Origin of the sequence: Rhizobium sp. P40RR-XXII, assembly GCF_012641405.1 — a bacterium.
In the GTDB taxonomy this organism is placed as follows: Bacteria; Pseudomonadota; Alphaproteobacteria; order Rhizobiales; family Rhizobiaceae; genus Rhizobium.
In genome coordinates this window covers 1-25,206 of record NZ_JABAII010000010.1, presented here as the reverse complement: position 1 = coordinate 25,206, position 25,206 = coordinate 1, and the positions used below count along the sequence as shown (strand labels likewise).

General features: G+C 58.7%; 21 protein-coding genes. 7 read left to right on the top strand and 14 right to left on the bottom strand.

Features of this window, described 5'->3' with window-relative positions; translation table 11 throughout:
- Window positions 1–84: 84 nt before the first annotated feature.
- Both HGP16_RS19560 and HGP16_RS19555 read left to right on the top strand, forming a co-directional pair.
- Window positions 85–1,551 carry an FGGY family carbohydrate kinase gene (locus tag HGP16_RS19560; protein WP_168841676.1) on the top strand — a complete coding sequence of 489 codons (1,467 nt, stop codon included), beginning with the start codon at window positions 85–87 and terminating at the stop codon, window positions 1,549–1,551.
- A gap of 21 nt (window positions 1,552–1,572) precedes the next feature.
- Window positions 1,573–2,526, top strand: a complete 954-nt coding sequence (locus HGP16_RS19555; protein WP_168841675.1) for a sugar-binding transcriptional regulator — start codon at window positions 1,573–1,575, stop codon at window positions 2,524–2,526.
- Window positions 2,527–2,655: 129 nt separating this feature from the next.
- Here the strand turns inward: HGP16_RS19555 and HGP16_RS19550 are convergent, their stop codons facing one another.
- The 3 genes from HGP16_RS19550 to HGP16_RS19540 all read right to left on the bottom strand — a co-directional run bounded on the left by HGP16_RS19550 (window position 2,656) and on the right by HGP16_RS19540 (window position 7,728).
- Window positions 2,656–3,375 carry a response regulator gene (locus HGP16_RS19550; RefSeq protein WP_168841674.1) on the bottom strand — a complete coding sequence of 240 codons (720 nt, stop codon included), beginning with the start codon at window positions 3,373–3,375 and terminating at the stop codon, window positions 2,656–2,658.
- Window positions 3,376–3,508: 133 nt separating this feature from the next.
- Entirely contained in the window at window positions 3,509–6,658 is a 3,150-nt protein-coding gene (locus HGP16_RS19545) for an efflux RND transporter permease subunit (protein WP_168841673.1), read from the bottom strand.
- A complete protein-coding gene (locus HGP16_RS19540) occupies window positions 6,658–7,728 on the bottom strand; it encodes an efflux RND transporter periplasmic adaptor subunit (RefSeq protein WP_246703418.1) in 1,071 nt (356 codons plus the stop codon). Before HGP16_RS19540 ends, HGP16_RS19545 begins: the two co-directional genes overlap by 1 nt.
- A 231-nt stretch (window positions 7,729–7,959) precedes the next feature.
- Here HGP16_RS19540 and HGP16_RS19535 point away from each other — a divergent pair, with 231 nt between their 5' ends.
- Window positions 7,960–8,643 carry a response regulator gene (locus HGP16_RS19535; protein ID WP_168841671.1) on the top strand — a complete coding sequence of 228 codons (684 nt, stop codon included), beginning with the start codon at window positions 7,960–7,962 and terminating at the stop codon, window positions 8,641–8,643.
- Between the two features lie 2 nt (window positions 8,644–8,645).
- A complete protein-coding gene (locus HGP16_RS19530; RefSeq protein ID WP_168841670.1) occupies window positions 8,646–9,935 on the top strand; it encodes a HAMP domain-containing sensor histidine kinase in 1,290 nt (429 codons plus the stop codon).
- Between the two features lie 22 nt (window positions 9,936–9,957).
- On the opposite strand, the gene HGP16_RS19525 is transcribed toward HGP16_RS19530, so the two are convergent.
- Genes HGP16_RS19525 through HGP16_RS19510 form a run of 4 tightly spaced genes read right to left on the bottom strand, consistent with a single transcriptional unit; the run spans window position 9,958 to window position 16,396 of the window.
- Window positions 9,958–11,178, bottom strand: a complete 1,221-nt coding sequence (locus tag HGP16_RS19525; RefSeq protein WP_246703402.1) for an alpha/beta hydrolase — start codon at window positions 11,176–11,178, stop codon at window positions 9,958–9,960.
- Between the two features lie 12 nt (window positions 11,179–11,190).
- Window positions 11,191–14,241: an efflux RND transporter permease subunit gene (locus tag HGP16_RS19520; protein WP_168841669.1), complete on the bottom strand. Its 3,051-nt coding sequence runs from the start codon at window positions 14,239–14,241 to the stop codon at window positions 11,191–11,193.
- Between the two features lie 11 nt (window positions 14,242–14,252).
- On the bottom strand, window positions 14,253–15,323 hold the full coding sequence (locus tag HGP16_RS19515; RefSeq protein ID WP_168841668.1) for an efflux RND transporter periplasmic adaptor subunit: 1,071 nt from the start codon (window positions 15,321–15,323) through the stop codon (window positions 14,253–14,255).
- Complete coding sequence (locus HGP16_RS19510) at window positions 15,320–16,396, bottom strand: efflux RND transporter periplasmic adaptor subunit (protein WP_168841667.1); 1,077 nt, start codon at window positions 16,394–16,396, stop codon at window positions 15,320–15,322. The genes HGP16_RS19515 and HGP16_RS19510 overlap by 4 nt, the downstream gene beginning before the upstream one ends.
- A gap of 106 nt (window positions 16,397–16,502) precedes the next feature.
- Between HGP16_RS19510 and HGP16_RS19505 the strand changes: the two genes are divergently transcribed.
- Window positions 16,503–17,120 (top strand): TetR/AcrR family transcriptional regulator, encoded by a 618-nt coding sequence (locus HGP16_RS19505; RefSeq protein ID WP_168841666.1) that lies wholly within the window; start codon window positions 16,503–16,505, stop codon window positions 17,118–17,120.
- Between the two features lie 102 nt (window positions 17,121–17,222).
- Here the strand turns inward: HGP16_RS19505 and HGP16_RS19500 are convergent, their stop codons facing one another.
- Entirely contained in the window at window positions 17,223–18,287 is a 1,065-nt protein-coding gene (locus tag HGP16_RS19500; protein WP_246703403.1) for an ATP-binding protein, read from the bottom strand.
- 396 nt (window positions 18,288–18,683) lie between these two features.
- Here HGP16_RS19500 and HGP16_RS19495 point away from each other — a divergent pair, with 396 nt between their 5' ends.
- Window positions 18,684–19,256, top strand: coding sequence for a cytochrome b (locus tag HGP16_RS19495; RefSeq protein ID WP_168841665.1), 573 nt, complete (start codon window positions 18,684–18,686; stop codon window positions 19,254–19,256).
- A 254-nt stretch (window positions 19,257–19,510) separates the two neighbouring features.
- Here HGP16_RS19495 and HGP16_RS19490 read toward each other — a convergent pair whose 3' ends face one another.
- From HGP16_RS19490 to HGP16_RS19470, 5 genes are all read right to left on the bottom strand, one after another.
- Window positions 19,511–20,437 (bottom strand): efflux RND transporter periplasmic adaptor subunit, encoded by a 927-nt coding sequence (locus HGP16_RS19490; protein WP_168841664.1) that lies wholly within the window; start codon window positions 20,435–20,437, stop codon window positions 19,511–19,513.
- A complete protein-coding gene (locus HGP16_RS19485) occupies window positions 20,424–21,104 on the bottom strand; it encodes an ABC transporter ATP-binding protein (RefSeq protein WP_312862897.1) in 681 nt (226 codons plus the stop codon). The genes HGP16_RS19490 and HGP16_RS19485 overlap by 14 nt, the downstream gene beginning before the upstream one ends.
- 58 nt (window positions 21,105–21,162) lie before the next feature.
- Entirely contained in the window at window positions 21,163–22,299 is a 1,137-nt protein-coding gene (locus HGP16_RS19480; RefSeq protein WP_168841662.1) for an ABC transporter permease, read from the bottom strand.
- A 2-nt stretch (window positions 22,300–22,301) separates the two neighbouring features.
- A complete protein-coding gene (locus tag HGP16_RS19475) occupies window positions 22,302–23,516 on the bottom strand; it encodes a TolC family protein (RefSeq protein ID WP_246703404.1) in 1,215 nt (404 codons plus the stop codon).
- A 373-nt stretch (window positions 23,517–23,889) separates the two neighbouring features.
- Complete coding sequence (locus HGP16_RS19470; RefSeq protein WP_168841661.1) at window positions 23,890–24,312, bottom strand: SH3 domain-containing protein; 423 nt, start codon at window positions 24,310–24,312, stop codon at window positions 23,890–23,892.
- A 319-nt stretch (window positions 24,313–24,631) separates the two neighbouring features.
- Between HGP16_RS19470 and HGP16_RS19465 the strand changes: the two genes are divergently transcribed.
- A complete protein-coding gene (locus HGP16_RS19465) occupies window positions 24,632–25,084 on the top strand; it encodes a hypothetical protein (RefSeq protein ID WP_168841660.1) in 453 nt (150 codons plus the stop codon).
- Window positions 25,085–25,092: 8 nt separating this feature from the next.
- On the opposite strand, the gene HGP16_RS19460 is transcribed toward HGP16_RS19465, so the two are convergent.
- Window positions 25,093–25,206 (bottom strand): winged helix-turn-helix domain-containing protein (locus HGP16_RS19460; RefSeq protein ID WP_205926486.1); only part of this gene is annotated, 114 nt, incomplete at its 5' end.

Below are 25,206 nucleotides of genomic sequence, written 5' to 3'. Positions count from 1 at the left end.
CCGCTCTGAAATCAAAGAAGTAGAGCATAATGTCGCCCGAAAACCGCTCACACTTTTCGGCATCATGCTCTGGTGGAGGATATGATGCGGGCCATTCTGGCAATCGACCAGGGGACGACCAACTCGAAGGCGGCTCTCGTCTCTGAGGGCGGCGACATTATTGCCAGAGGCTCGGCGCCGGTTGGTATCTCCTATCCGAAGCCCGGCTGGGTCGAGCAGGATCCGGATCGGCTCTATGCATCCGTCTGCGAAGCGATCGAACTCTGCCTGCAAAGCGCGCAAGGCTCGACGATCGAAGCGGTGGCGATCTCCAACCAGCGGGAGTCCGTCACCGTTTGGGACGCCGAAACGGGCAAGGCGCTTGGACCGGTGCTGAGCTGGCAGTGCAGACGCACGGCGCCGGATTGCGAGCGTCTCATCGCCGACGGGCATCTGGAGCGCGTCGAAGCGCTGACCGGCCTTCCTCTCGATCCGATGTTTCCAGGCCCGAAGTTCCGCTGGCTCCTTGAGCGGGTTCCCTATGGGCGAAAGGTCCGCATCGGCACGATCGACAGCTGGCTCATCCATTGCCTGACCGATGGCCGCAGGCATGTCTGCGACGCCTCGAATGCTGCGCGAAGCCAGCTGTTCGACCTTGAGGCTCAAGCCTGGAGCGAAGAACTGGGTACGATTTTCGGCGTGGATATCCGCCTCCTGCCGGAGGTGCTCGACAGCTCCGCGGACTTCGGGACCACGCATGGCCTTCCCGGTGTTCCGGACGGCACGCCGATCAGATCGGCCATCGGGGACAGCCATGCGGCTTTGTTCGGCCACGGCGCCTTCAATCCCGGCGATGGCAAGGCGACCTTCGGAACGGGGTCTTCGGTCATGACCACCCTGCCGCGCTTCATTGCGCCGCGCAATGGCATCACCACGACAGTCGCCTGGCGCATCGCCGGCCAGCCGACCTTCGCGTTCGAAGGCAACATCCTTGTTTGCGCCGCGAGCCTGCCATGGATGGCCGGCATTCTGGGCCTTCCGGACGTTGCATCGCTTGTCGATCTTGCCGCGACGGCGGAACCGGGCGGTCCGGGATTCGTGCCCGCCTTCGTCGGATTGGGTGCTCCCCACTGGAATTCCGACGCTCGCGCTCTCTTCTCGCAGATCAATTTCAGCACCACCCGCGCGCAGATGGCGCGCTCGGTCACCGACTCGATCGCTTTCCAGGTCTATGACGTGATCATGGCGATGCGGGCACAGAGCGGCGGCGAGCTCGGCAGGCTTTATGTGGACGGCGGGCCGAGCCGGAACAGTTTCCTCATGCAGTGCGTCTCGAACCTCGTAAACCACGCCATCATCCAATGCGAGGCACCGGAAGCATCCGCGCTCGGCGCGGCCTATCTCGCGGGGCTTTCGATCGGCCTGTGGCGGGATCTTGATGCCATCGCGGCGCTTCCGAGAAATACCGAGGTCATCAAGCCGGAAAGCATCGACGACACGGCTCTCCTGAATAGATGGAATGATGCGCTGGCCCGCTCGACCTTGCGCCCAACTCCGGTTAAAGGTGAATAAAAATTCACCTCGGGATCAACGATGGCTCGCCTTAACGAACTCCGCCTCATCTCAAGAGTTGCCCAGATGTACCACATAGAGGGCAAGCGCCAGGCGGATATCGCACAGCACCTTCGTCTATCGCAGGCAACCGTATCGCGAATGCTGAAGCGAGCCGAGGCGGAAGACATCGTCCGCACGAGCGTCATCCCGCCCGTGGGTACCTATAGCGAACTCGAAGGAGCGCTGCGCGCAAAATACGGTCTGCCCGAAGCCATCGTCGTCGAATGCACCGAAGACCGTGATGGCGCCATCATGGCTCGGATCGGCGAAGCTGCTGCTCATCTTCTGGAGGTCACGCTTGCGCCTGGCGAGATCATCGGCGTCTCCAGCTGGAGCCAGACGATCTTCAAGATGGTGGAAAATATTCATCCCCAGAAGAGCGCCCAGGCCAAGTATGTCGTTCAGACGCTTGGCGGCATGGGCGATCCGTCGGTGCAAACGCATGCTACCCAGCTGACCACCCGCCTTGCACGACTGACCGGCGCCGAGCCGAAACTTCTTCCGGTGCAGGGCGTGACCACCTCGCGCGAGGCCAAGCTTTTGATGCAGTCGGACCCGTTCGTGCGGGAGACGATGGATCTCTTCGGCAGCATCACGCTCGCCATCGTCGGCATCGGGGCCGTCGAGCCATCGGAATTGCTTGCAAGGTCCGGCAATATCTTTTCGTCGCGCGAGCTTGCCGACCTTGCCGAGGCAGGTGCCGTCGGCGATATATCGCTGCGTTTTTTCAACAAGGACGGCAGGCCTGTAAAGACGCCGCTCGACGAGCGCGTCATCGGCTTCCCGCTTGAAGATCTCGAACGAGTCGATCGGGTCATCGCGCTTGCCGGCGGCACGAAGAAGACCGCCGCGATCGCCGGTGCCTTGCGTATCGGCGTTATCGATACGCTGATTACGGACAAGTTCAGCGCCGAGCGCCTCATCGAGTTATAGGCGACGGTTGCAGTAACCTATAATCGACCGCAATTGCCGCCTATCTGGCCATGCAAAGAAACGTCTGAAGACGCCGCAATCTTTCAGATTCGCTTCCCACGCTTTAGGTCTTTGATTTTGCGCATGTCGTTATGCCGTCGCCACCGGGACCACAAGCTGATAACCGCCATTGCGGATCGTCCTGAATATCGGCTCCTCAGGCGTTTCACCGAGCTTGCGACGCAGCCGGCTGACGAGGACATCAATCGAACGATCCGCAGGATCGCGGCCGCGCTTCTGCGTCAGATTGAGCAGTTGATCGCGCGACAGCAATCGGCCAGCACGCTCCAGAAACGCCTTGAGCAGATCAAATTCGGCTCCAGTCAGCAAGATCAGCTCGCCGTTACTCCTGGTCACGCGGCAAAGCTGCGGATCAAGTGCGATGTCAGCGAACCTAAACCGTTTTGCCTCGGATTCTGGAGGCGTCTTATTGCTCGTTCGACGCAGGACGGCACGAATGCGCGCTGCCAGCTCACGCGGATTGAATGGCTTGCCAAGATAATCGTCCGCGCCGATCTCAAGACCGAGAATCCGGTCGATGTCCTCCGTCAGGTTAGTCAGCAAAATGACCGGAACGCGGGAGCGGCGATTTCGCAGGTCGCGGCAGAAATCGAGGCCCGATCCGTCGGGCAGCATAACCTCCAAAATTATAAGATCGGGAGGACGCAGAGTGATGGCCTCATTGCACCCGAGGAGATTGCTTGCCGTTCTCACGTGAAAGCCTTGCTCGCCAAGATATTGGCTGAGGAGAGAGCGAACCTTGCCGTCGCCATCTACAACCAGAATATCGGGGATGATGGTCAGAAACATGGATCTCCTTTATCTCTCCAATTCTGTGTTGCGGTCGGGGGCGAAGGCGTCGGCACAAACCGCGATCCATGGCAGCCGAAAGGCGACGAACATTAACCGGCGGCGGGGCTGACCACTCTCCAAAACGGGAGGATTAACCGTGACCATGTCCTCGCCGTGTACGATCAGAGTTGAAGGCGATAGCCTCGTGACCATCGGATGCCAGAGTTTCCGTGGCGGTTTCATGGGTCAGGCCGACGCGACGCAGGAGACGCTTGAGGACTGTTTCCAAATCATCGACGAAGGTGAAGATAACGGGGATGACAATGAGGCTCAGCAAGGTCGACGTTGTCACGCCGCCGATCACCACGATAGCCATCGGCTGACGGAAGCTCGAATCGCCGCCAGTCAGGCTAAGGGCAACGGGAAGCATGCCTGACGCCATGGCAATGGTGGTCATGACGATCGGCCGCGCGCGTTTGTGACATGCATCGATGAGCGCGTCGAACCTGGACATGCCTTGCCGTCGCGACATGATCGCATATTCGATGAGCAGGATCGAGTTCTTCGTCACCACGCCCATCAGCATGAGCAGCCCGATGACTGCCGCCATCGAGAAGCTCGTTCCGGTCATCACGAGCGGCAGCAGCGCGCCGCCAAGCGAAAGCGGCAGGGCCATCAGAAGCGTAAGAGGCTGCAGAAAATCCTGGAACAACAGGACGAGGACGGCATAGATGCAGAAGATGCCGATCGCCATCGCAAGACCGAAGCTCTGGAACAGCTCCGAGCTGCGCTGCAATTCTCCCTGTTCCACAAGCGTTACACCCTGCGGCAGATGCCGGAGCGCCGGCAGCGCCTTCGCCTCGCGATTGACATCGCCCAGGATGCGGCCGTTGAGTTCGACCGAGACCGTGACATTGCGCATGCGATCGATGCGGTCGATCTCGGAAGGACTGCCGCCGATATGGATGTCGGCAATCGAACCGAGGTCGACATTGCCGTTCGTTCCCGCCACCCGCACATTCTTGATATCGACAAGACTGGCGCGCGTTTCAGGCGAAAAGCGAACCACGATCGGGATCTGCCGCTGTGGCAGCGTAAGCTTTGGCAGATCCGAGGAATATTCTCCGTTTGTCGCCACGCGCACGGCACTGGCAATCGCATTGGATGTTATGCCGAGCGCCGCGGCGCGGGCAAAATCGGGCGTGATCTGGATCTCAGGCGCCTGCCTGGCTGCTGTCGATGTGACCGCGCCGATCCCCTGAACCGTTCGAAGCTGCTCCTCCAGTGCCGTGCTTGCGCTGTCGAGCGCATCGGCGTCGTCGCTGGCAAGGGTAATCTCGAGCTTGGTGCCGTTGCCGCCATTCCCGACTTCCACGCGCATTCCCGGCAGGACGGAGAGTGCCTGACGAATATCGTTTTCGATCTCCGCCTGCTTTCGATTGCGCTCGGAAATGGGTGTGAGGACGACCACGATCGTGGCGGAGCCGACATCACTCGTGGAACTGCTATCTACACCGCTGCTGGAGGATGACGAACCAACCGAGGAGAATACACGTGTGACGTCGTGCAGCTTGCCGACAATGTCGGCCGCCTTGCGCGTCATTGCATCAGTCTGGAGGATTGTGGAGCCGGGTTGCATCGTGAGCGTGATTTGTGTGCGGGCATCATCGGAGGCGGGCAGAAAGCCCGATTTCAGGAAGGGAATGGTGGAAAGCGAAAGCGCCACGATGACAGCCGTTGTCGTAACCGTGGTCATCCTGTGATTCAGGGCGGCCTTCGCGACGGCCAGATAGGTGCGCATGATGCGGCCGTCCTTCTCCTCGGACGGATAGGCCTTCATGAAATAGGCCGCCATCATCGGCGTCAGGAGACGCGCCACCACAAGCGAGGCGAGGACCGCGACGGCGGCGGTGACGCCGAACTGCCGAAACAGAAGGCCCGGTATACCGCCCATGAAAGCCGTCGGCAAAAAGACGGCAACCAGCGTAAAGGTCGTTGCAATGACGGCAAGCCCGATTTCATCGGCGGCTTCAAGCGCGGCGTCGATCGGCCGTTTGCCCATCTTCAGATGGCGAGCGATGTTCTCGATCTCGACGATGGCGTCATCCACGAGTATGCCGATCACCAATGACAGGGAAAGCAGTGTAAGGATATTCAGACTGAAGCCTGCAAAATACATGGCAAGAAATGTCGGGATGACCGACAGAGGCAGCGCCACCGCGGACAGGATTGTCGCGCGCCAGTCGCGAAGGAATAACCAGACGACGATGATTGCGAGAATGGCACCCTCATACAGCATGTGCAACGAGCCATGGTAGTTATCCATGATCGGCCCGATCGTGCTGTAGGCTTGGTCGATTTGCACATTGGGGTGAGCGGCAGCGAACGTCTTGATTGCCGCATCGACATCTTCAGCGACACCGCTATCCGAAAAGCCTTTCGAACGCTTGATCTCGACGGCAATCACAGGCTTGCCGTCGAGATAGGCGATCGACGTGCGATCCGCGAAACTGTCCTGGACCGATGCGACATCGTCGAGACGCGCCTGCTGGCCATTCGCCAGTGGAATTCTAAGTCCCTTCAGCGCCTCGGCCGACGGGAGGTTGCCAAGGGTACGCAATGTTTGCCGCGTCCCCCCGATTTCGCCGAGCCCGCCCGACGTGTCGGCCTGCACCGCTTTGAGCTGCGAGGATACGGTGGCCGCGGTGACGCCGAGCGATGCCATGGTCGCGGGATCGAGATCGACATGAACCTCGCGATCGACACCGCCGATACGATTGACCTGTCCGACACCCGGGACCGATAGCAACGCCTTGGTCAGATCGTTGTCGATGAACCAGGACAATTCCGTCTCGTCGAGGCTGGTCGAGCGCACGGCATAGGCAACCAACGCGGAGCTCTGCACGGTATCTTTGGTAACGCTCGGCGTCTCCATCTGTGCCGGCAGATCGGCCTTTACGCTATCGACGGCATTGCGGACTTCGTTCAGTGCCGCTTCGCTGTCCTTGTCGAGTTTGAAGGAAACCTTGATCGAGACGCTGCCGTCGGTGATCGTCGTCGTGATGTGATCGAGATAGCTGAGGGAGGCGAGACTGTCCTCGATGGTGCGGGCGACTTCCGTCTCGAGCTGGGTCGGCGCCGCGCCATCGAGCGTGGCGGAGATTTTGATCGTTGGCAGATCCATGTCCGGGAAGTTCTGGATCGCCAGCTGCTTGAAGGCCAGGAGCCCGCCAAAACCGAGCATCGCGAACAGCAAAATCGCAGGCACGGGATTGCGAATAGACCACGCCGAGAAATTCATCAGTGCGTCTCCGCAATCTTTACGACGTCGTTATCAGACAGAAATGCACCGCCCGACGTTACAATCTTCGTTGTCCGGTCTATGCCGGAAAGAATTTCGACCTCGCCATTGTTGCGACGCCCGGTTTCCACCCGAACCCGTCGCACCCGGCTGTCGTCGCCCCCGGTGAAAACGTAACTAAGGCCGTCGCGGAAAACGATCGCCGGTTCGGGAACAGTCAAGGCTGGCGTCGTCCGCAGCTCTATGCTTCCAGTGACGTAGAACCCGATCCGCGGCCGCACATCCGTCGGCAGCGCGACATAGATAATCGCGCGGCTGGTATCCGTGCTCACCGACGGTCCAACCAGCCGCACCTTGCCTTCGATCCGGCGGCCGTCGGGGCCGTTGATGGTGGCTTTCAAACCCTCCGAGATGCTTAGAAGATAGCGGGCCGATACTTCCGCCTGCCATTCCACGCGCTGCTGGCGAACCATGCGAAACAGCTCGGTGCCGGTGGAGACGACCGCACCGAGATTGGCGGAGCGCGAGGTTATCAGGCCGTCGTCTACGGCGGTAATCGTCGTCTGCGCAAGCTTGATCTTTTCGCTGTCGAGTGCCGCCTCCTCGGATGCGAGGCTCGCAGTTGCGGTTTGCTCGTCGGCGAAATACTCGGTGATTTTCTCGGCGGAGAGTGCGCCGGAAGACTGAAGCTGCCGTGCCCGATCTGCGTTGGCCTTGGCTTTGGCGAGACTTGCCTTGGCGGTCACGACGGCCGCTTCCTGTTTGCGAAGCTCCGCCAAAACGCTGTCCTGCGACAGCTGCACCAGCGTCTGCCCTTTCTTCACCACGGAACCGACATCGACCAGAACGTCCGTGATGCGAAGGCCGCTCGTTTCCGAGGCGATGACTGCGTCCTGCCATGATTTCAGCCAGCCGCTCGCCGGAACGGCTTCGGGCCAGTTCCGCTGCTCTGGCGCGGTCAGAGAAACGGTAAGAGCGGACGCTGCGGTCTGTTCCGCCGCGGCATTTCGAACGGAAAAGGGAAAGAGAAGCGTAGCCACAACGAATGCGACTGCGAACCTTGGAGACAGCTTTTTCAACAATGCATTCCTTGCAGTTTCTGGCCTTGCAGTTTCTGGCCTTGCGGCTTCTGGCAGGAGCGCGAGCTATTCCAATCGAGCAACCGATCACAGCTCACCGATAGCAATCAGTAGCCGGACGAATGTTAAGTGCGGTCAAGTGAGTGTTAAGTTATGTAAAACTTGGTCCGACCTTCGGCTTTATATTGTATGGATCGCCGATACGAATGATGGACAGGGTGAATGAGCAGGGTTCTTCTCATCGACGATGATGTCGAGCTAACGGTACTTTTGCAGGAATACCTCACTGAAGAAGGATATGACGTCGCAACCGACACGGATGGGCGCGCGGCCATTGCGGCGGCCGCCGGAAATACGGTCGACATCATCGTCCTGGATATCATGATGCCCCGGATGAACGGGATCGAGGTTCTGCAGAGAATCCGCAAGCTCAGCCAGATCCCCGTGCTGATGCTGACGGCAAGAGGCGATGACGTCGACACAATATCCGGTCTAAACCTTGGCGCTGACGATTATGTTCCGAAGCCGTGCTCGCCGGGCGAACTTGCCGCGAGGTTGCGTGCGATCTTGCGCCGGACGCATCAGCCCGCAGGCGCATCGATCGATGTCGTCAAGGCAGGTCGGCTCGTGATCCATCCGGGCAAAAGAAGCGCTGAATGGTGCGGCGAACCGTTGGAGCTGACCGGCACCGAGTTCGGTCTGCTCGAAGTCCTTGCCCGCAACGCCGGCCAGCTGGTGTCAAAACAGGACATTTCCAAACAGGCTTTTGGAAAGCCACTTACGCCCTTCGATCGCCGCATCGATGTTCATATCAGCAGCGTTCGCCAGAAACTTGGGCTGCGAGAGGACGGGCAATCATGGATCCAATCCGTGCGAGGTTTCGGCTATCAGTTGCTCGTGGATTGACCATGCCCAAGCTCTTCTGGAAGTTCTTCACGATTATCTGGCTGACGCTCGCAGCAACTGTCGGCGTCGTCATTATTACCGTCAAGCTCATTCAAGCAGTCCCCTTCGCACATGAACTGGAACAGGACAGGCGGACACTCCTCATCAATCTTGCCGCAAACGTCCTGATTGAGGATGGCGAGGACGCCGCCAGACATTTCGTGTTGACGAGCGAAAAGACGCGACCGGTTGGCCTTTCCCTGTCGAAGTCCGCCAGCGTCAATGCATGCCCGCAGGAGAACGCGACCGATGCACGTTCCGTCTCAAGGGATGGGAGTTGCTACCGCATTTTCGCGGCGGCGCCGATGAGTTTTACCTTTGAGAACCTCGCCCCATTCCTGCCATGGCTCACGATCCTGATATCGAGCACGATATCGGCGGGCGCGCTCGCGCGATATCTCATTCGCCCCGTCGTCCATCTGCGTGACGGCCTGAGCGCGCTTGCGCATGGCCGCTTCGACTTCCGCATCGGCGACAAGATGGCGGGACGCACGGACGAAGTTACGGCGCTCGCGCACGACTTCGATTCCAGCGCGGCGCGACTGCAGAAATTTCAAGATGCGCAACAGCAGTTGTTTCACGACGTCTCCCATGAATTGCGCTCGCCGCTGTCCCGCCTGCAGGCCGTCGTGGGTGTTCTGCGGCAAAGCCCGGCGAAACTCGACGCCATGCTCGACCGTGTGGATCGAGAGGTCGAGCGCATCGATGTGCTGGTGGGCGAAATCCTGACGCTTGCCAGGCTGACGGCCGGCTCCAGCATGCCACTGAAAACCCAATCCCTCGATATCGTCGAACTTCTGAACGAAATCCTGGGCGATGCAGATTTCGAAGCGCAGTCGCGGGAGATCTCGATCACCACCAGTGTCGGCGGCACGTTCCTCGCGGAAGTCGAGGGCGAATTGATCTACAGGGCACTTGAAAACGTGGTGAGGAACGCTGTCAAATATACTGCTGCGCAAAGCCGTATAGCCGTGTTTTGCGAAGCGAAACCCGACCTGCTTACCATCTGCGTCACCGATCAGGGGCCGGGGGTCGGGCGGGACGAGCTGGAGCGCATCTTCCAGCCTTTTTCGCGCGGCAACGACGCCGTGAGCAGAGATGGATACGGCCTTGGCCTTGCGATCACCCGGCAGGCGATCGAGCGCCACGGCGGACGCGTGTTTGCGTCGCTGCCGGCTGCCGGCGGCCTTGCCATCACACTCGAAATCCCCCGAAAGCCACCCGGGTACGGCAGGACGGATGAGCGAGCCTAGAAATTTCAAACAATAAAGGAATTTAGTAGGAGATACGCCCGTCGACGATGGGCGACGGTCCCGAGGAAAATTGCTGCTTCAGCACCTGCCTTGCATCATCGCTGACGATCGACATGGGCGCTGCGACTGCGACTTTCGCTGCCGATCCCGCCAGATCCGCCGTTCGGACGGCCGCCATGCCGACGCGGTCCGCAAGCGAGACCCGTCCGGTATCCAGCGACTGTCCCGCCAGCCGCCGTCCAAGCAGCTGGACCATATCCCGATTATCCGCAAACGTATTGTGGCCGAGCGCATCGTCCGGCTTGACGGAACTCGTGTCGATGACCGTGATCCCGAGCTTAGCCAAATCCGCGGCATAGGGCGTCGAATCGAAGCCGCCGACGCGACTGACGCCGCCGGAGAGCCATTGCGAAACCTGCAGCGCCTTATCTTTGGTCGAGGAAAAGATCGTGAAGTGCGGACGTTGCGGCCCCATCTCGATCATCTGCCGGCGAAATACGTCGATATCGATGTCAGGCGATGCCAGGATGACATTCTTCACCTTCGCCGGAATTGTCTTGTTACGCATGGCAACGCCACGCAACGCTTCCGCCGTCAGCCAGGATCCCATCGAATGGGCGAGGATCGTCACCTCTCCGACGTCAGGACTTTTCGCGGCTTGCAGGATCAGATCTTCCAGCGCTCGCCGTGAGAAATTCGTGCTCTCCTTATCGTAGAGGTAGTCGAAGACATTGCCGCGCGAGGGCCAGGTAAAGAGGATCGGCGCGGCATCCGTTCCGGAATCATGCATGATCTGCGCGAAGCGAAAGACGGCATCGGAATAGGTATTGTTGAAGCCGTGCACGAAAATGACGACCTGCCGCTTGGCGTTGCGGTTCTTGCTGAACCATTCAAAAACATTGCGCTCGGATGTGACCCCTGCGACCTTCTGGACGGCGAATTCCTTCGCGGGATTGGCGGGCACATGCGATGGCCATTGCACCTCGCCGATTTTACGATTTCGATCCGGAGGAATGGAAACGACGATATCGTTGAACGAGATCGCCGTTCCGCGCTCGCCGGAATAAAGCTCGCCTGGCTTGTCGGTCGGCCGACGGGTAGTGGCCACCATCATGTCCACGGTGCTCGTGCCTGGCGTGGCCGCTGCAAGCGGCTGGAGAACATTCTCCAGCCGCCCCGCACAACCCGCCAATACCGATAGGGTCATCAGCACGACAAAACCCGTTCTTCCAGCCTTTGACATCGGATCCCCTCTTCAGTGTTGCGCGCTGTCGCGGGGAATTCGGAACCAGGCAACATACAAGGCGGGGAGGAAGAGCAGCGTCAGAACCGTACCGACGACAATGCCGCCCATCATCGCGTAGGCCATGGGTCCCCAGAATATCTCCCTGGAGATCGGGATCAGCGCGAGCGTTGCGGCAGCCGCCGTCAGCATGATGGGTCGCATCCGGTGCTCCGTCGCCTCGATGACGGCTTGCCAAGGCGGCATGCCCTCGCTTCGAAGGTGCTCGATCTGCACGATGAGGATCACCGAGTTGCGGATCAGAATGCCGATCAGTGCCAAGACACCCAGGATCGCGACAAATCCGAGCGGTGCATTGCTGAGCAACAAAGCTCCGACGACGCCGATCAATGCCAATGGTGCGACGGCGAAGACCAGGAACAGCCTGCTGAAGCTTTGCAGCTGGATCATCAGGATCGTCGCCATGATGAACAGCATGAGCGGTGCAACGGCGATGATCGGCCCCTGCGCTTTTGCGCTTTCCTCAACCGAACCGCCATCGACGATGTGGTAGCCGCTCGGAAGGCTCTTGCGGAACTCTTCGACTTTCGGCTGCAGTTCGTTGACGATCGTCGCCGGCTGTGTCGATCCGACGACTGCGGCCTTGATGGTGATGGTCGGTATGCGCGTCCGCCGCCAGATCGTCGGCTGCTCCAATTCGTAGTGAAAATTCGCAACCGCAGACAACGGCACCGACTTGCCATTGGAGCCGCCAAGCTGAAGGTTCTGCAGCGTTTCGATCGAACCTCGCTCGGAGGTTTCGGCCCGGCCGATCACATCGACAAGATAGATGTCGTCCCGGATCTGGGTCGCCGCCGATCCCTCGACGATGCTGTTCAGAGCCGTTGCAATGTCCTGCGACGAGACACCCAGTTGCCGTGCCTTATCCTGAAGGACATCGACCTTGACCACTCGCGAAGGCTCGTTCCAGTCGAATGTCATGTTGGACAGCAGGGGATGCTGGCCGACGATGCCTGCGAATTGCTGGGCAATGTCCCGGACTTTCTGGATATTCGGCCCGCTGACCCGATATTGCACCGGCTTGCCGACCGGAGGGCCGATGTCGAGCAGCTTCACGAACGCGTCGGTTCCGGGGAAGGTCTTCGTCAGATATTCCTGCAGTTCGGCTTTGACCTTGTCGCGAACGTCGAGCCCCTTGGTGACGATCACCGTCTGCCCGAAGGAGACATCGGGGGTCTGCACGTCAAAGGACAGGATGAAGCGAGGCGCCCCCTGGCCGACATAGCTCGTCCAGTGGTCGATGTCCTTGTTGTTCGCCAGCATCTCGCGTTCGAACCTGGCCATCTGCTGGTTCGTCTCGGAGATCGAGCTGTTCTGCGGCAGGTTCCAGTCGACGATCAGCTCCGGTCTGTCGGAGGAAGGGAAAAACTGCTGTTGCACGAGGCTCATCCCGCCGATGGAAAGAGCGAAGGCCGCAACGGTGGCGGCAATCGTGATCCAGCGCCAACGCATAGCCACGCGCAGGAGCCATGCGAAGGCCCGCGTAAAACGCCCCTTCTGCTCATGATGCGATTTCATGGATTTCGGAAGGATCGTGACGCCGAGCAACGGCGTGAACAACACCGCAACCACCCACGAAACCAGAAGCGAAACGGCGATGACCACGAAGAGAGTGAAGGTGAATTCGCCGGCAGCGCTGGTATTGAGGCCGACGGGGATAAAGCCTGCGACCGTCACCAGCGTGCCTGTTAGCATCGGAAAGGCGGTCGAGGTGTAGACGTATGTCGCGGCTTTTCTCAGATCATCGCCCACCTCCAGTCGGGCAACCATCATCTCCACGGCAATCATGGCGTCATCGACAAGGAGGCCAAGGGCGATGATCAGCGCCCCAAGCGAAATACGCTGCATGGAAATGCCAGAATAGGCCATGACGAGAAAGGTAATCGCCAGCACCAGCGGAATGGAGATGGCGACCACGAGCCCCGCCCGAACGCCGAGGCTGATGAAGCTGATCGCCAGCACGATGACGATCGCCTCGAACAGTGCACGCGTGAAGCCCGACACGGCCTCGTCGACGACGGCGGGCTGATCGGAAACCCGCTGGACGTCCACGCCGATGGGAAGATCGGCCGTGACCTGTTCAATCTCCTTGTCGAGCGCCTCGCCGAATTCGAGCAGATTTGCCCCGGTCTTCATGCCGATGGCAAGCCCGATAGCCGGCTGGCCGTTGAATCTGAACAGCGACGAGGGAGGATCGACGTAGCCACGTTTGATCGTTGCGACATCGGTCAACGGAAAGAAGCGGTCATTAACACGAAGATTGATCGACCGGAGACTTTCCTCGGACGTGAACTGGCCGCTGACCCGCAAGGCGATGCGCTCGGGACCGGCATCGACGAAACCGGACTGGGTGACGGCATTCTGCGCCTGCAGCGTATCGATGACGGACTGCTGGTTAAGCCCCAGCGCCGCAATCTTTCGCGTTGAAAATTCGAGATAGATGGCCTCGTCCTGCGCGCCGATAATGTCCACCTTGCCGATATTTGGGACCGTCAGCACTTTTGCGCGCGCATCCTCGACCAGATCGCGAAGCTGGCGCTGTGTCAGCCCATCGCTGGTAAAGGCGTAAATATTGCCGTAGACGTCGCCGAAGTTGTCGTTGAAAAACGGCCCGACGACACCGCTCGGAAAATCTCCCTTGATGTCGCCAATCATGTTGCGGACCCGCATCCAGATGGCATTGACATCCTTGGCCTTGGTCGTCGGCAGAAGTTCGACGAAAATGGTCGTCTGGCCGGCAACCGTCTCGCTCTTGGTATAATCGAGCGAATCCAGTTCCTCGAGCTTCTTTTCGATACGGTCGGTGACCTGCTTCGTCACTTCCTCGGCCGAAGCACCAGGCCATTGCGCCTGAATGATCATCGTCTTGATGGTGAAAGCGGGATCTTCCTCGCGGCCGAGACCGATATAGGAAAACGCGCCGGCCAGAATGAAGACGATCATGAAGTACCAGACGAGCGAACGATGCTCGAGCGCCCAGTCGGACAGGTTGAATTTTTTCACGGGGGCTTTCCTTAATCTACTCTGACGGCCTGGCCGTCGGCAAGCTTGTGAACTCCGGCAACGACGATGCGTTCGCCGGCGCTGATGCCTTCTGCGATCTTCACGGAACCGCCCTCGACGAGATCCCCGTCGATCTTGATCGCGCGAATGAAGACCTTGCGAGCCGTGGTATCGACCACCCAGACGTTCGGCTTTCCATCCTTCATCAGGATGGATGAAGAGGGCAGCAGGATCATCGGATCCGCAACGACGGTCGCCGTTGCGGTGACGACAGAACCGAGGCGAAACGCTGCTGGCGGATCGATGAGCGTGATTTTCGTGCGTCGCGTGCGCGTCGTAGCTTCGGCTTCCGGTGCGATCTCCCTGACGACACCGCTCGCGCGGATGGTCGGATCCAGCTGGAGAGCGACTTCAAAGGGCGACCCCACCTTGAGCCCATCGAAACTCGCGACGGGTATGTCGATCACCGCATCCCGCTGATCGGGTCGGGCCACGGTGGCGATGCTTTGGCCCGCGGACACGACCTGGCCCACTTCCGCCGAAGTAGCCGTCACGACGCCGTCGAACTCCGCTGCAAGCTGTGTGTATCCCAATTGCTCTTCGGCCTTGTCCAAATTGGCCTGTGCCTTGGCAACCGCGGCACTGGCGCTTCTGCGCCCAAGTTCCGCCTCTTCGTAGGCTGCTTCACTTCCCGATCTGCTTTCAAGCAAGGACCGCTGGCGCTCTTCGGTGGATGCGGCATTTGCCAGCTGAGCCTGGGCGTTGGAAAGCTCGGATTGCGAGCTTTTGACCGCAAGTTCCAGCGACAGCGGATCGATGGCGGCAACGACATCGCCCTTCTTGACGATGTCGCCGACGCTGACTTTGCGCGCGATGACCCGTCCCAGGACCCGAAATGCGAGCTGGGTTTCGATCTTGGCCTCGACCGTTCCCGGCAGGGTCAGCGCGGAGGCCGCGGTTGATTTGACGACAACGGAAAGCACGGGGCGCGCCGGCTCATGGTAAGCTTCATCCTGTTTCTGGCAGGACGTCAGCAGCAATGAGCCAAGGATCGCAAGGCCGGCTGTGATACGGATATTCATTTTGCAGCTCCCTTGTCGTATGTGACGGCCTGGCCTGATCGCAAGAATTTCGTGCCGTCGACGACGACGATCTCGCCCGGAGACACGCCCGTCCGCACTGCGAAGCGACCGGTCTCATAGCCGGAGACGTCGATCTGGCGCAGCGACACGCTCGATGACGCGGGATCGATGATCCAAACGGCCGGCTTGCCGCTTTTTGAGGCCATTGCCGACCACGGCAATTCGATTGCGTCCCGCACGGTGGACCGGAACAAGCCGACGACCGGAGCGCCAAGCTGCATGTCCGATGCGCCTTCGAGACCCACCTTGACCCTGATCGTTCCAGTCGACGCATCGATCGTGGGCGAGATTTCGCGCACGGAAGCTTCTATCTTGTGAGATGGCGCCGAAAGGAGGCTGACGGCGACCTTGTTTTCAAGGTTGCGACCCAAAAAGAGGGACTCGAAGACGTTAAAGACAGCGTCCCTGGGGCCGTCATGCGCAAGCGTAAAGACCAACTGCGCGGCTTGCGCGACCTGCCCCACTTCGGCGTTTCTGGCGGTGATGACGCCATCGGCATCAGCGCGCAACTCCGTATAGGAGAGCGCATCCTGTGCCGTGTCGAGTTGAGCTTGGGCCGACTTCGCGCTTCCCTGGGCAGTCAGCAGCGTTTCCTGGGCCTGATCGAGTGCAGCGCGCGTCGTCACCTGCGTCTTGAAGAGATTCTGCTGGCGGTCGAAGGCCAATTGGGCCTGGGTTTGCTGCGCGAGCGCCGATTGCAGGTTCGCGGTGGCAACATCGAGATCCGCCTTCTGTTCTTCGGCGTCCATGCGCGCAAGCACCTGCCCGGCCTTCACCGACGTCCCGACGTCAACAAGGCGCTCGACGATACGTCCGCTTACCCTGAAGGAGAGGTCGCTTTCGACGCGGGCACTCACCTCGCCGGTAATGGCATTGCTTTCGACGACCGGCGTGACCTTGGCCACGACAGCCTCCACGTTCTTTGGCTTTGTCTCACTCTCGGCCTGCTTTTCGCACGAGGACAGCGCGACCGCGCTCGCACCCAGCCATGCGATGACAAGGATAGTTTTCATGATTTGACCTCTTGCATCCGTTGGCGCGACGAATATTATTGACTGACCCATTAGTCAATAGAATTTGTGTTGACGTCGAACCGTCAATAACGCTCAAGGTGGAATCATGACCGACCTAAAAAAGCCGACGCGCGCGGAGCAAAAGGCCCGCCGCCCCGTACAGATCCTGGATGCCGCATTTGAAGAATTCGTCGAGCGCGGCTATGTCGCGACACGCGTCGAAGATATTGCCAGCAGGGTCGGCGTTACGAAGGGAACCGTCTATGTTTACTTCGAGACCAAGGAACAGCTTTTCGAGGCGATGATCAGGCATATTTCAGGGCCTCTCGAAAATCTGCTGGCAAGCGCAAACGAACTGAAAGGGACCGCCACGGAGCGGCTTCAGGGAAATATCGAGCTCATCTACGACCTCATAATCAAGGATCGCAAATTGCGGGAGCTGATGCGGTTCGTCATTGCCGAAGGTTCGCGCTTCCCGCAGATCGTCGATCGGCACCACGACATATTTATCGATCCCCTCGAGCGTCAAATGCAGTCGCTTATCGACGAAGGGGTAAAACTCGGGGAGTTCCGGCCGGCGCCGGCGGCGTTCTGCGACGCAGTCGTGGCGCCCGCCATCGCCTTTCTATTCTTCAAGCTCCTTTTTGACGAGCGCCGGGCTCTGGACAAAAGCGTCTATCTAAAAGCGCATATTGATCTTGTCATGCACGGGCTGCTGACCTGATCCATCGCTCTTGCCGAAGAAAAAGCTGACAAACTTGAGCCTTGAATGACAGGAGATCGCTATTTGCACACGGTGGTGAGCGCGGCCATCATATGGAACGCTCTATGTTTGGACATGTCTCAATGGCAACCGAATTTCGACCGCCAATCCAGGACCCTGCTGATCGACGATAAGCGCCTCGCCGCCATGTGCTCTAGCTATTCCGCGCACAACAGAAAGACCCAGTCCCGAACCGCCTAAAGCGCGTGTCCGGGATTCATCAGCTCGCCAAAATCGCTCGAAGGCACGCTCGCGGCCTGTATCCTTCAACCCTGGCCCATTATCCGCGATCCGTATGAAAGCGTGATCCGACGTCTGCCCGGTGTGCAATTCGACCTTGCTGCCTGGCGCATAGCGGCGACAGTTTTCCAGCAATGCCAACACGGCTTGGCGGATCTTGGTCCGATCAGCCATCGAGACCGCCGGCGCGAAATATCCGTCCAATGTTATTCCAGCACGCCTCAGTTCCTCCGCGATGGATTCGAGGATGCCCCTCACCTCGCTTGCCAGATCAATCGTATCGAGTTCGAGATCCAGCTTTCCGGCGCTGCTCAGCGCCAGCGTGCGCAGTTCCTCGACGATCGTGGACAAATCGTCGACATGTGCAATCAGCCGAACATAAAGATCCGAGCTCGGCTCGAATGTACCATCAAGTAAGCCTTGCAGTCGGCCGCGGAGAATGGTCAGCGGCGTGCGCAGTTCGTGGGCGATGGACGAGTTGGAATATTTGAGCTCAGCCTCCGCTTTGTTCAGGCGCTCCGCCATGGAATTGAAGTCCTCGACCAAAGCGCTGGCCTCGTGGAAAGCGGACCGAACTTTTGGCGCTCTCGCCGTGAAATCGCCCTCGGCGATCGCTCGCGCAGCGGAGGCGACTGCCTCCAGAGGCTCAACTATAGTCTTTGTGAGACGCCAGCCGGCAATGGAGGCCACCATGAGGCCAATCGCGAGGATTACGCCTATCAGGACGAAGTCGCTGATCTGCCATTTGGTTTCATCAATGGCATCGGGATAAAGCCATTGCTCCACCCAAACATAGTAAATGGTGAGACCTAGATAAGTGACGATGAAGGCGATCAGCGCCAGGATGAGCATCGCCCTAACGATGTGGCCGTTCAGTCTCTTAATCATCACGATCACTCAGTTTGTCGGAAGCCTGCGAGAAACAGCCGGATATTAACCAACTGCCGCAGGCAATCCCGATCACAATCAAAGAACGGCAGGATACCACGATGCTCGATGGCGAAGCCGTTCATCTATTACTTCGGTCGTCCTTTTGTCTCAGCGATTGGCGACTTTCTTTGCTGAGCGGGCCGCACCATTCCACGAGATCTCCACGAACTGACAGCGCAACGTCCACAATTATCGCCTTAGATGATTAAGGAAGCTGAGTTGTCGATATGGTTCGTTTTTTGCCCGGAATTTTAATGGTCGCGATGCTGTGTGCCATTGTTTTTTCCGTTCCTCTCGTTACATCGCAAATCCTCACGAACCAAGACGGATTCTCCGTTCTGGAAAGGAGCTGGCATGACTGAATACCCGCGCAAAAGCGGCATTAAAAAATATCCGTTATCAATGCGAATTCTTCATTGGCTGCGTGCAGTTCTGATCCTGGGTTTGCTGGCATCCGGCTTGTACATGACCCGGCTCCCGGAAGATGCCGTCGCCGCCGCCGGCTTTTTCTATCCCAACCACAAGCAGTTTGGCGTTCTGGTTTGGCTTCTGGCATTGGTACATCTCGCCTTGCGCTGGCGATATACGACCTCTCTTCCCAATCCGCCTTTGAACTTGGCGCCTTGGGAAAAATGGCTCGCGCATGTCACGCACCGTCTTATCGTTGTCCTGACATTGATCACTCCATTGCTTGGCTATTCCATGTCGAGCAGCTTCACGCAGAGCGATGGCGTACCTTTCTTCTTCATTTCCCAAATTCCGGAACTCCTGCCCAAGAACGACGCAGCTTTCGCGATATTTCAAACGCTGCATAAGTACAGCGCCTATGTTCTTTTGACCTGTATCCTTCTGCATCTCGCAGGCACATTAAAGCACAGGCTGACGGACAAGGGTGGAGACACGGATGTACTTCCGCGCATGCTGTAGCAAGATGGATGCGACGGATCGCGACTTTCGCCAACGTGTTGCGAGTACAAAAAGACCTGAGATCTATCATCATCGCCAATTACATACGCGCGGCGGTAAGGCTAGGGATAGATGATTTACGCAAGAGGCAATGTCGTTCGGCCCTAAGAAGAATTGAGGCAAGGGCCGAAGCAGCGAACCTCGTCGCTCCTTTGCGGACAAGACGGCATGGCCGATCCTTTGACATACCGTCGTATGTCACGGCCCCGGCCGCTTCATTTTAGAACGCGGACCACGACGCGCTGTCCAATGGCCAAATGTGCGTCGCGGGCGACGGTGATGATGCAGTTTGCCGCTCTCATATCACTTCGGTCTCCGGAATTCTCCGTCGGTTTCGCATGCGACAGCACTTTGGACACTCGACTGATGCGCCCCGAAACGATTTGCGCCGTGCGTCCTTCGGGAAGGATCTCCACACTCATGCCGGGACCGACAAGATCGAGATATTCTTCCGGCACGTCTGCCCGCACAATTTTCGGACCATCTGGCAGCAAGACGAACATCTCGCTCATTGCCTGCGCGGAAACGGCTTCGCCGGCCTTCACCGCCTGGCGCACGACGATGCCGTCGGCCGGCGCCTTGATCGAGCGCAGACTGACCTCACGTTTGGCTATTTCGAGACGCTCACGCGCGATGGTCAGAGCCGTCGCCGCGGAGTTGGCTTCTATCACCTGCGTCTCATAAGCATCACGCGCATCTGCAAGCGCCTGATCCGACACGGCCATGCCGACAGCGGCGCGGCGCATTCTTTCATACGTCTTCGAAAGGTTCTTCTCCTTGATTTCGAGGAGCTTATGGTGATCATCCGCCTGGGAAACCTCCTGTTCGGCGATGCGCGCCGCAGCTTCCTCCTGCCGGCTATCCAGAGCGGCAAGCACGTCCCCTTTGCGCACATAGGCCCCTTCCATCGCCCGTACCTCGGTAACGACGCCATCGCGCACGGCAGTTATTCGATAGAGCCCTCCTTCCACATCGACCGTCCCACGCGCGGCGGCCGCGATTGCCGGCGTGCCTCGCTCGATGGTGTCGGAGCTTTCGTCCGCCTGCGGGACGCCGACGGCCATCCATAAAAGGCCCAATGTCAGGGACGATCCCAACAAGCCGGTCACCCAAAGACGGCGGGAGCGCTTAATTTGATCCATGCCAGTATTCCCGTTTGTCAATGTTTTGCCCGGAGGCAGGCCGTTCATCAGGCAGCAGACGCCCGTCCTCCATCCTCAGGAGGCGATCTGCTTTCGAAAACAGGCGCGTATCGTGTGAAACGCACAGAACCGCGGTTCCCAACTGTCTTGCGGTGTCTCGCAGAATCTCGACGATCCGCTGCCCGTTGCTGGTGTCCAGCGCGCTTGTCGGCTCGTCGGCGAACAGGATGGCCGGCTCCTTGACGATTGCTCTTGCGATGGCGACGCGCTGCTTTTCCCCGCCCGACAGATGCGAGGGCCGCAAGTGCTGGCGGTGCAGCAGGCCGACGCGTTCCAGCGCCTCGAGCGCACGCGCACGCGCTTCGGCTTCAGGGATATTCAGATAGTCCAACGGCACCTGAACCTGTTCGAGAGCCGTCAGAGCAGGAAACAAATTGAAGCCTTGAAAGATAAATCCGCAATTTTTTAAGCGAAACGCATCCCTCTGCGCATCCGTCGACGACGAGAGATCGATTTCACCGGCGCGCAGAAGTCCGCTATCCGGCTTCGTCATGCCGCCGAGCGTCGCCAAAAGCGTACTCTTGCCACAGCCGGAAGGGCCGCTCAGCACCGTGAACTCGCCGCGATAAATCTCGACGGAAATATCAATGAGCGCGCTCGTGCGCACGTTCTGAACGGTGAACGATTTATGGAGATTGAAGGCCGAGATAGCGGACCGCATGAGATCATCTCAACAACGAAGCGGGATCGGCCTGACGCAGCCGATGAATTGCTAAAAGACAGGCTAGAATTGCCACGACGAGCACAACGAGCGAAGCAAGAAGGACAACGACGCCATCAAGCACGAAGGGAACCTTATAGAGCTGCGCAATGAGGGCAATGAGAAGGCTTAGGCCACCGCTTATGATCAAGCCGGAAATACCGACCCAGGCCGCCTGCTCGGCAACAATGGTTCTCAAGCCGCCAAATGGTACGCCAAGCGCTCGAAGCGTGGCATATTGCGGAAGCGCGCCTGCTACGGCAGCCATTAGGGTTTGGCTGGTTATGAGTGCCCCGATGGTGGCGGCAATAAGTGTCGCGAAGATAAAAGCGATGCCGGCACCGGAATCAAACAGCATATAGTTGGTCGACATACTTGCCAGCTGTCCCGAAGGCCAGATCTCGAAGCGTTCGACCGATGCCCTTCGATTGAGGCGCGCGATAACTGCCGATGGATCACTGCCGGCCTTCACATTGAAGAGGAAATACGTTGCAGCGCCGTCATCAGGCAGTGTCGGATCGAGCATGCGCGCGGTATCGAGCGAACTGACGACATTCACCCCGCCCAGACCGCGAAGCCCGTCAATGAGGCCAATGACGCGTACCGTATGGCCATTCACCTCCGCAAGATCGCCAGGCCTGGTGGAAAGTTTGTCGCTGTCCGAAGCATCGACAACCACAGCGCCAGGTTCGCGTAGCTGATTGCGTAGTTCCGCTGGAACGACCCGGGCCAGTCCGACACTGTCGGCTTGCGTCTCGACACCCACGACCGTGACGCTGACGCCGCCATTGCCGCCGGTCGCGCGCCAATCGCCCGATCCTAACAGCAACGGCTCGATATGAGAAACAAGCGGCTCCGAGTACAGGCTCATCAATACGCCAACCTTGACCGTGCGCCCGAGTTCGACACTTTGAGTACCCGGAAAGCCGACCCAATAATTGGCGTCTGACTGGGACACATAAAGCGAGTTCGCGCTCACAATCCCCAACAGAAGTGCCCCCTGAGCCGTCATGAGCAGCCCGGAAAACGCAACCGCCGCAACCGCCGGCAGAAACCGGCGCCACTCATAGAGGAGAGTTTTTCGCGCGATCGGCACGGCCATGATCACATCCGCCTGTCCGACGTCCGCGGGGGGACGTCCTGCTGCGCAGTGCCCGTTGCCTTGTGGAAGGCGATCAGGGCGCGAGCCTCGTCTTCGATGCTGTCGGTCAATGAGGCCCGCAATTCCAGTAGGTCGAGCGCGCCCTTTATGGACTTCGATCCATCTTCAAGACCTTCGCGAACGAGAATGTCGGCACCATTGCGGACCATGGTAACGCGTTTCAACCGCGATCTCAGTTCCGCCGTTCTCTGTCTTGCGGCATTGAACTCTCGCAGTGCCCTTGACGCTTCCTCATAGGCGACAAGAACGACCTGCTGATATGCCAGGCCCGCCTCGCGGAATTTCGCCTCGCTTGCCGCGACGACGTCTTTGCGCCGACCGAGATCGAATATCGGCATTTGCAGCGATGGGCCGCCGGCGACCCCAAACAACGAGTGACCGATCGGAGCGCCAATCCCGATTGTTCCCGAAAGGCGCAATTTCGGATAAAGATCGCTTCTTGCAATACCCACTTGCGCGCCGGCCTGAGCGACTGCGAGTTCGGCTCGCATCACATCGGGCCGTGAGCGCAAGAGATCGGCAGGCCGGCCTTCGATCAGGCTTGTCCGTGCGAGCGGTTGCGGCTGAGGCTTGAGAATGTCTGCGGCCGGAATGGAAGTTCCTTCCAGGGTCGCGATTTGCTGCGCTGCGATGGCGATCTCATTTTCCAATTCGAGGCGCTTCGACCTCGCAGCCTCAAGGCCTAATTTCTGGGGTTCGGTTTCGATTGCCGTGGACAGCCCAACCTTTTCCTTGACGCTCGCAAGCTTTGAATTCTTCTCCAGCAACCCGATCATCTCAACGGCGTCGGCGTGACGTCTCTGGAGTGCCCGAAGGTGAACATAGCTGGCAGCAACTTCCGTCGTTACCGCCAGTCTCACCGCCGCCAGATCCGCGTTCGCGATTGCCGCGCTTAGGTCAGCCGATCTCTGTGTTAGTTTGTCCTGCCCGAAAAGTGCCGCCTCCCAGCTGGCCTCGAGGTTCAATTGCAGCGGACGCCGTGTGAAATCGTTGTTCACCCGAGAGCCGGTCGAGGCATTTGCAAGCGCAATGCCACCGACTTCGGGACGATAGCCGGCAATCGCCGAATGAGCCATGGCCCTTGCCGCCGCGAGATTCTGTCGAGCCTGCGCAACGGTCAGATTGCTGTTGGCAGCGCGAGAGACAAGTGATGACAACGTCCTGTCGTGAAAGCTCGCCCACCATGCGAGGCCACCTGCTTCCGCGCGAGCGACCCCATGCGATGCTCCCGCATAGGCTTTGGGCAAGCGAGGAGGTGTCGCAGGCGGAACTAAATCCATCGTTTGGCAAGCCGGCAATATCAACGTGACGGCCATGATCGACAAGAGATACAGATACTTGAGCTTGCCATTCGATATATGGAGAGCTTCCTTTTTGCCTATGCCGCGCAGTCGGTACGCAATTCTGTAGGATCTGCCGATCATCATCTTGTTACTATGCGATCCATTTCGTGGCCCTGGCGGTCGCATAGGCTTCCAGCCTCTATGCGCATCTCATCAATGTCTTGGTTCGATCTAATTCGTCGTGAGATTAATGGATGTTTCGCCAGATCCCTATCTCGGTATAGAAGTACAATTGCGCGTAGTTTCGAGACCAGTAGGTATCGATGTCGAAGGAAACGACAGCGATACCTGGTCTTTCCGCGATGCGAATGTAGCGTGATATTGGCAGTCTTTGATGGTTGTATTCGACGTCGATATCGGCGGCAGGCATCCATCCGCTTCGCCCTGAAACGGTGACATCGCACCATCCATACTCTCTTGTGCATCCGGACATATGAACGCGGGAGCCTGCCATCACCATTCCGACGGCCGGAAATCGGTCGTTTGGTCCCGATCGAAGCACCACGTCGGTCTTCGAATATTCCATCACAGCTGCATGAACGACCATCGGATATGCCGCCGCCAGAACGCTTGCGAGCAGGATCTGTTTTACTTCGGCCGGGAATTTCATGTTTCGATGGCTTCCTTCTCGACCATATCGCGGTTGCCCATATCTGGAATGTTCCGCAACGATTGCCGGCGATATAGCCCGTTTTTGTGCAGGTTCTGTGGAGGTCGCATGCAGGTCGAGTGAAGACGGCACAGAACAGTGAATATGCGCCCTCCTGTCATGTCAGACGCATGGACAGACACAATTTGCCGGTAGCAGCGGCTTGCCTGCTGACGATCCGCCGCTTTGCAAATTCTCACGCAAACGTCCACGCAATGTCCATGCAACTGTGCTGAGCTTGCGAACGCCTATTACACGACCGACGCTATTGGACGCGAACATGCAAACGCCAGATGAATCCGATCTATTGAAGCTCCTAAGGAGAATTCTTCGCGACGGCATCTATGAGATTTCCGATTTTACGGATGTCGATCGCAAGACGACAAGATTGCTGGCACAAGCGCTGAATCTTCGCGTGATCAGAGAGGATAGCACAGGCTGGAACAATGGTGCGCGCTATGTGCTGACAGATGATGGCCGCCGTGCCCTTGGTTTGCAAATAGACTGGTGGATGCCGGAAGATTTGCGGCGAGCGATCCCTCCGACTTTAAACACCCAGCAAGGTCATCAGGCACGCCCCTGCCAGCCAGAGCCCACGATACGTTCACGGGAAAACAGAGCCCTGCGCATCGCCCTTGAGTGTATTGAGTGCACGCCGGCAATCTGCCTCATTGCCGTGGTCTGTGGCATCATTCTTGTCACGATGGTCGGCGGCCACCTTGTTTCCCATTGAGGCTGTTGCTAACCGAAATCGCCAAGGCGGTATCCTACTCCCCTGACGCCGTTGAGGAGATCGCCGACGCCGGCGGCATCCAACTTCTTGCGCAGCTTGCTCATATGGCTGTCGACGGTTCG

Coding starts and splice junctions, on each gene's coding strand:
- HGP16_RS19530 (WP_168841670.1), top strand. CDS start 8,646: ATGCCCAAGCTCTTCTGGAAGTTCTTCACGATTATCTGGCTGACGCTC.
- HGP16_RS19465 (WP_168841660.1), top strand. CDS start 24,632: ATGCAAACGCCAGATGAATCCGATCTATTGAAGCTCCTAAGGAGAATT.
- HGP16_RS19505 (WP_168841666.1), top strand. CDS start 16,503: ATGACCGACCTAAAAAAGCCGACGCGCGCGGAGCAAAAGGCCCGCCGC.
- HGP16_RS19550 (WP_168841674.1), bottom strand. CDS start 3,375: ATGTTTCTGACCATCATCCCCGATATTCTGGTTGTAGATGGCGACGGC.
- HGP16_RS19535 (WP_168841671.1), top strand. CDS start 7,960: ATGAGCAGGGTTCTTCTCATCGACGATGATGTCGAGCTAACGGTACTT.
- HGP16_RS19515 (WP_168841668.1), bottom strand. CDS start 15,323: ATGAATATCCGTATCACAGCCGGCCTTGCGATCCTTGGCTCATTGCTG.
- HGP16_RS19545 (WP_168841673.1), bottom strand. CDS start 6,658: ATGAATTTCTCGGCGTGGTCTATTCGCAATCCCGTGCCTGCGATTTTG.
- HGP16_RS19560 (WP_168841676.1), top strand. CDS start 85: ATGCGGGCCATTCTGGCAATCGACCAGGGGACGACCAACTCGAAGGCG.
- HGP16_RS19500 (WP_246703403.1), bottom strand. CDS start 18,287: ATGATTAAGAGACTGAACGGCCACATCGTTAGGGCGATGCTCATCCTG.
- HGP16_RS19510 (WP_168841667.1), bottom strand. CDS start 16,396: ATGAAAACTATCCTTGTCATCGCATGGCTGGGTGCGAGCGCGGTCGCG.
- HGP16_RS19495 (WP_168841665.1), top strand. CDS start 18,684: ATGACTGAATACCCGCGCAAAAGCGGCATTAAAAAATATCCGTTATCA.
- HGP16_RS19490 (WP_168841664.1), bottom strand. CDS start 20,437: ATGGATCAAATTAAGCGCTCCCGCCGTCTTTGGGTGACCGGCTTGTTG.
- HGP16_RS19480 (WP_168841662.1), bottom strand. CDS start 22,299: ATGGCCGTGCCGATCGCGCGAAAAACTCTCCTCTATGAGTGGCGCCGG.
- HGP16_RS19525 (WP_246703402.1), bottom strand. CDS start 11,178: ATGTCAAAGGCTGGAAGAACGGGTTTTGTCGTGCTGATGACCCTATCG.
- HGP16_RS19555 (WP_168841675.1), top strand. CDS start 1,573: ATGGCTCGCCTTAACGAACTCCGCCTCATCTCAAGAGTTGCCCAGATG.
- HGP16_RS19470 (WP_168841661.1), bottom strand. CDS start 24,312: ATGAAATTCCCGGCCGAAGTAAAACAGATCCTGCTCGCAAGCGTTCTG.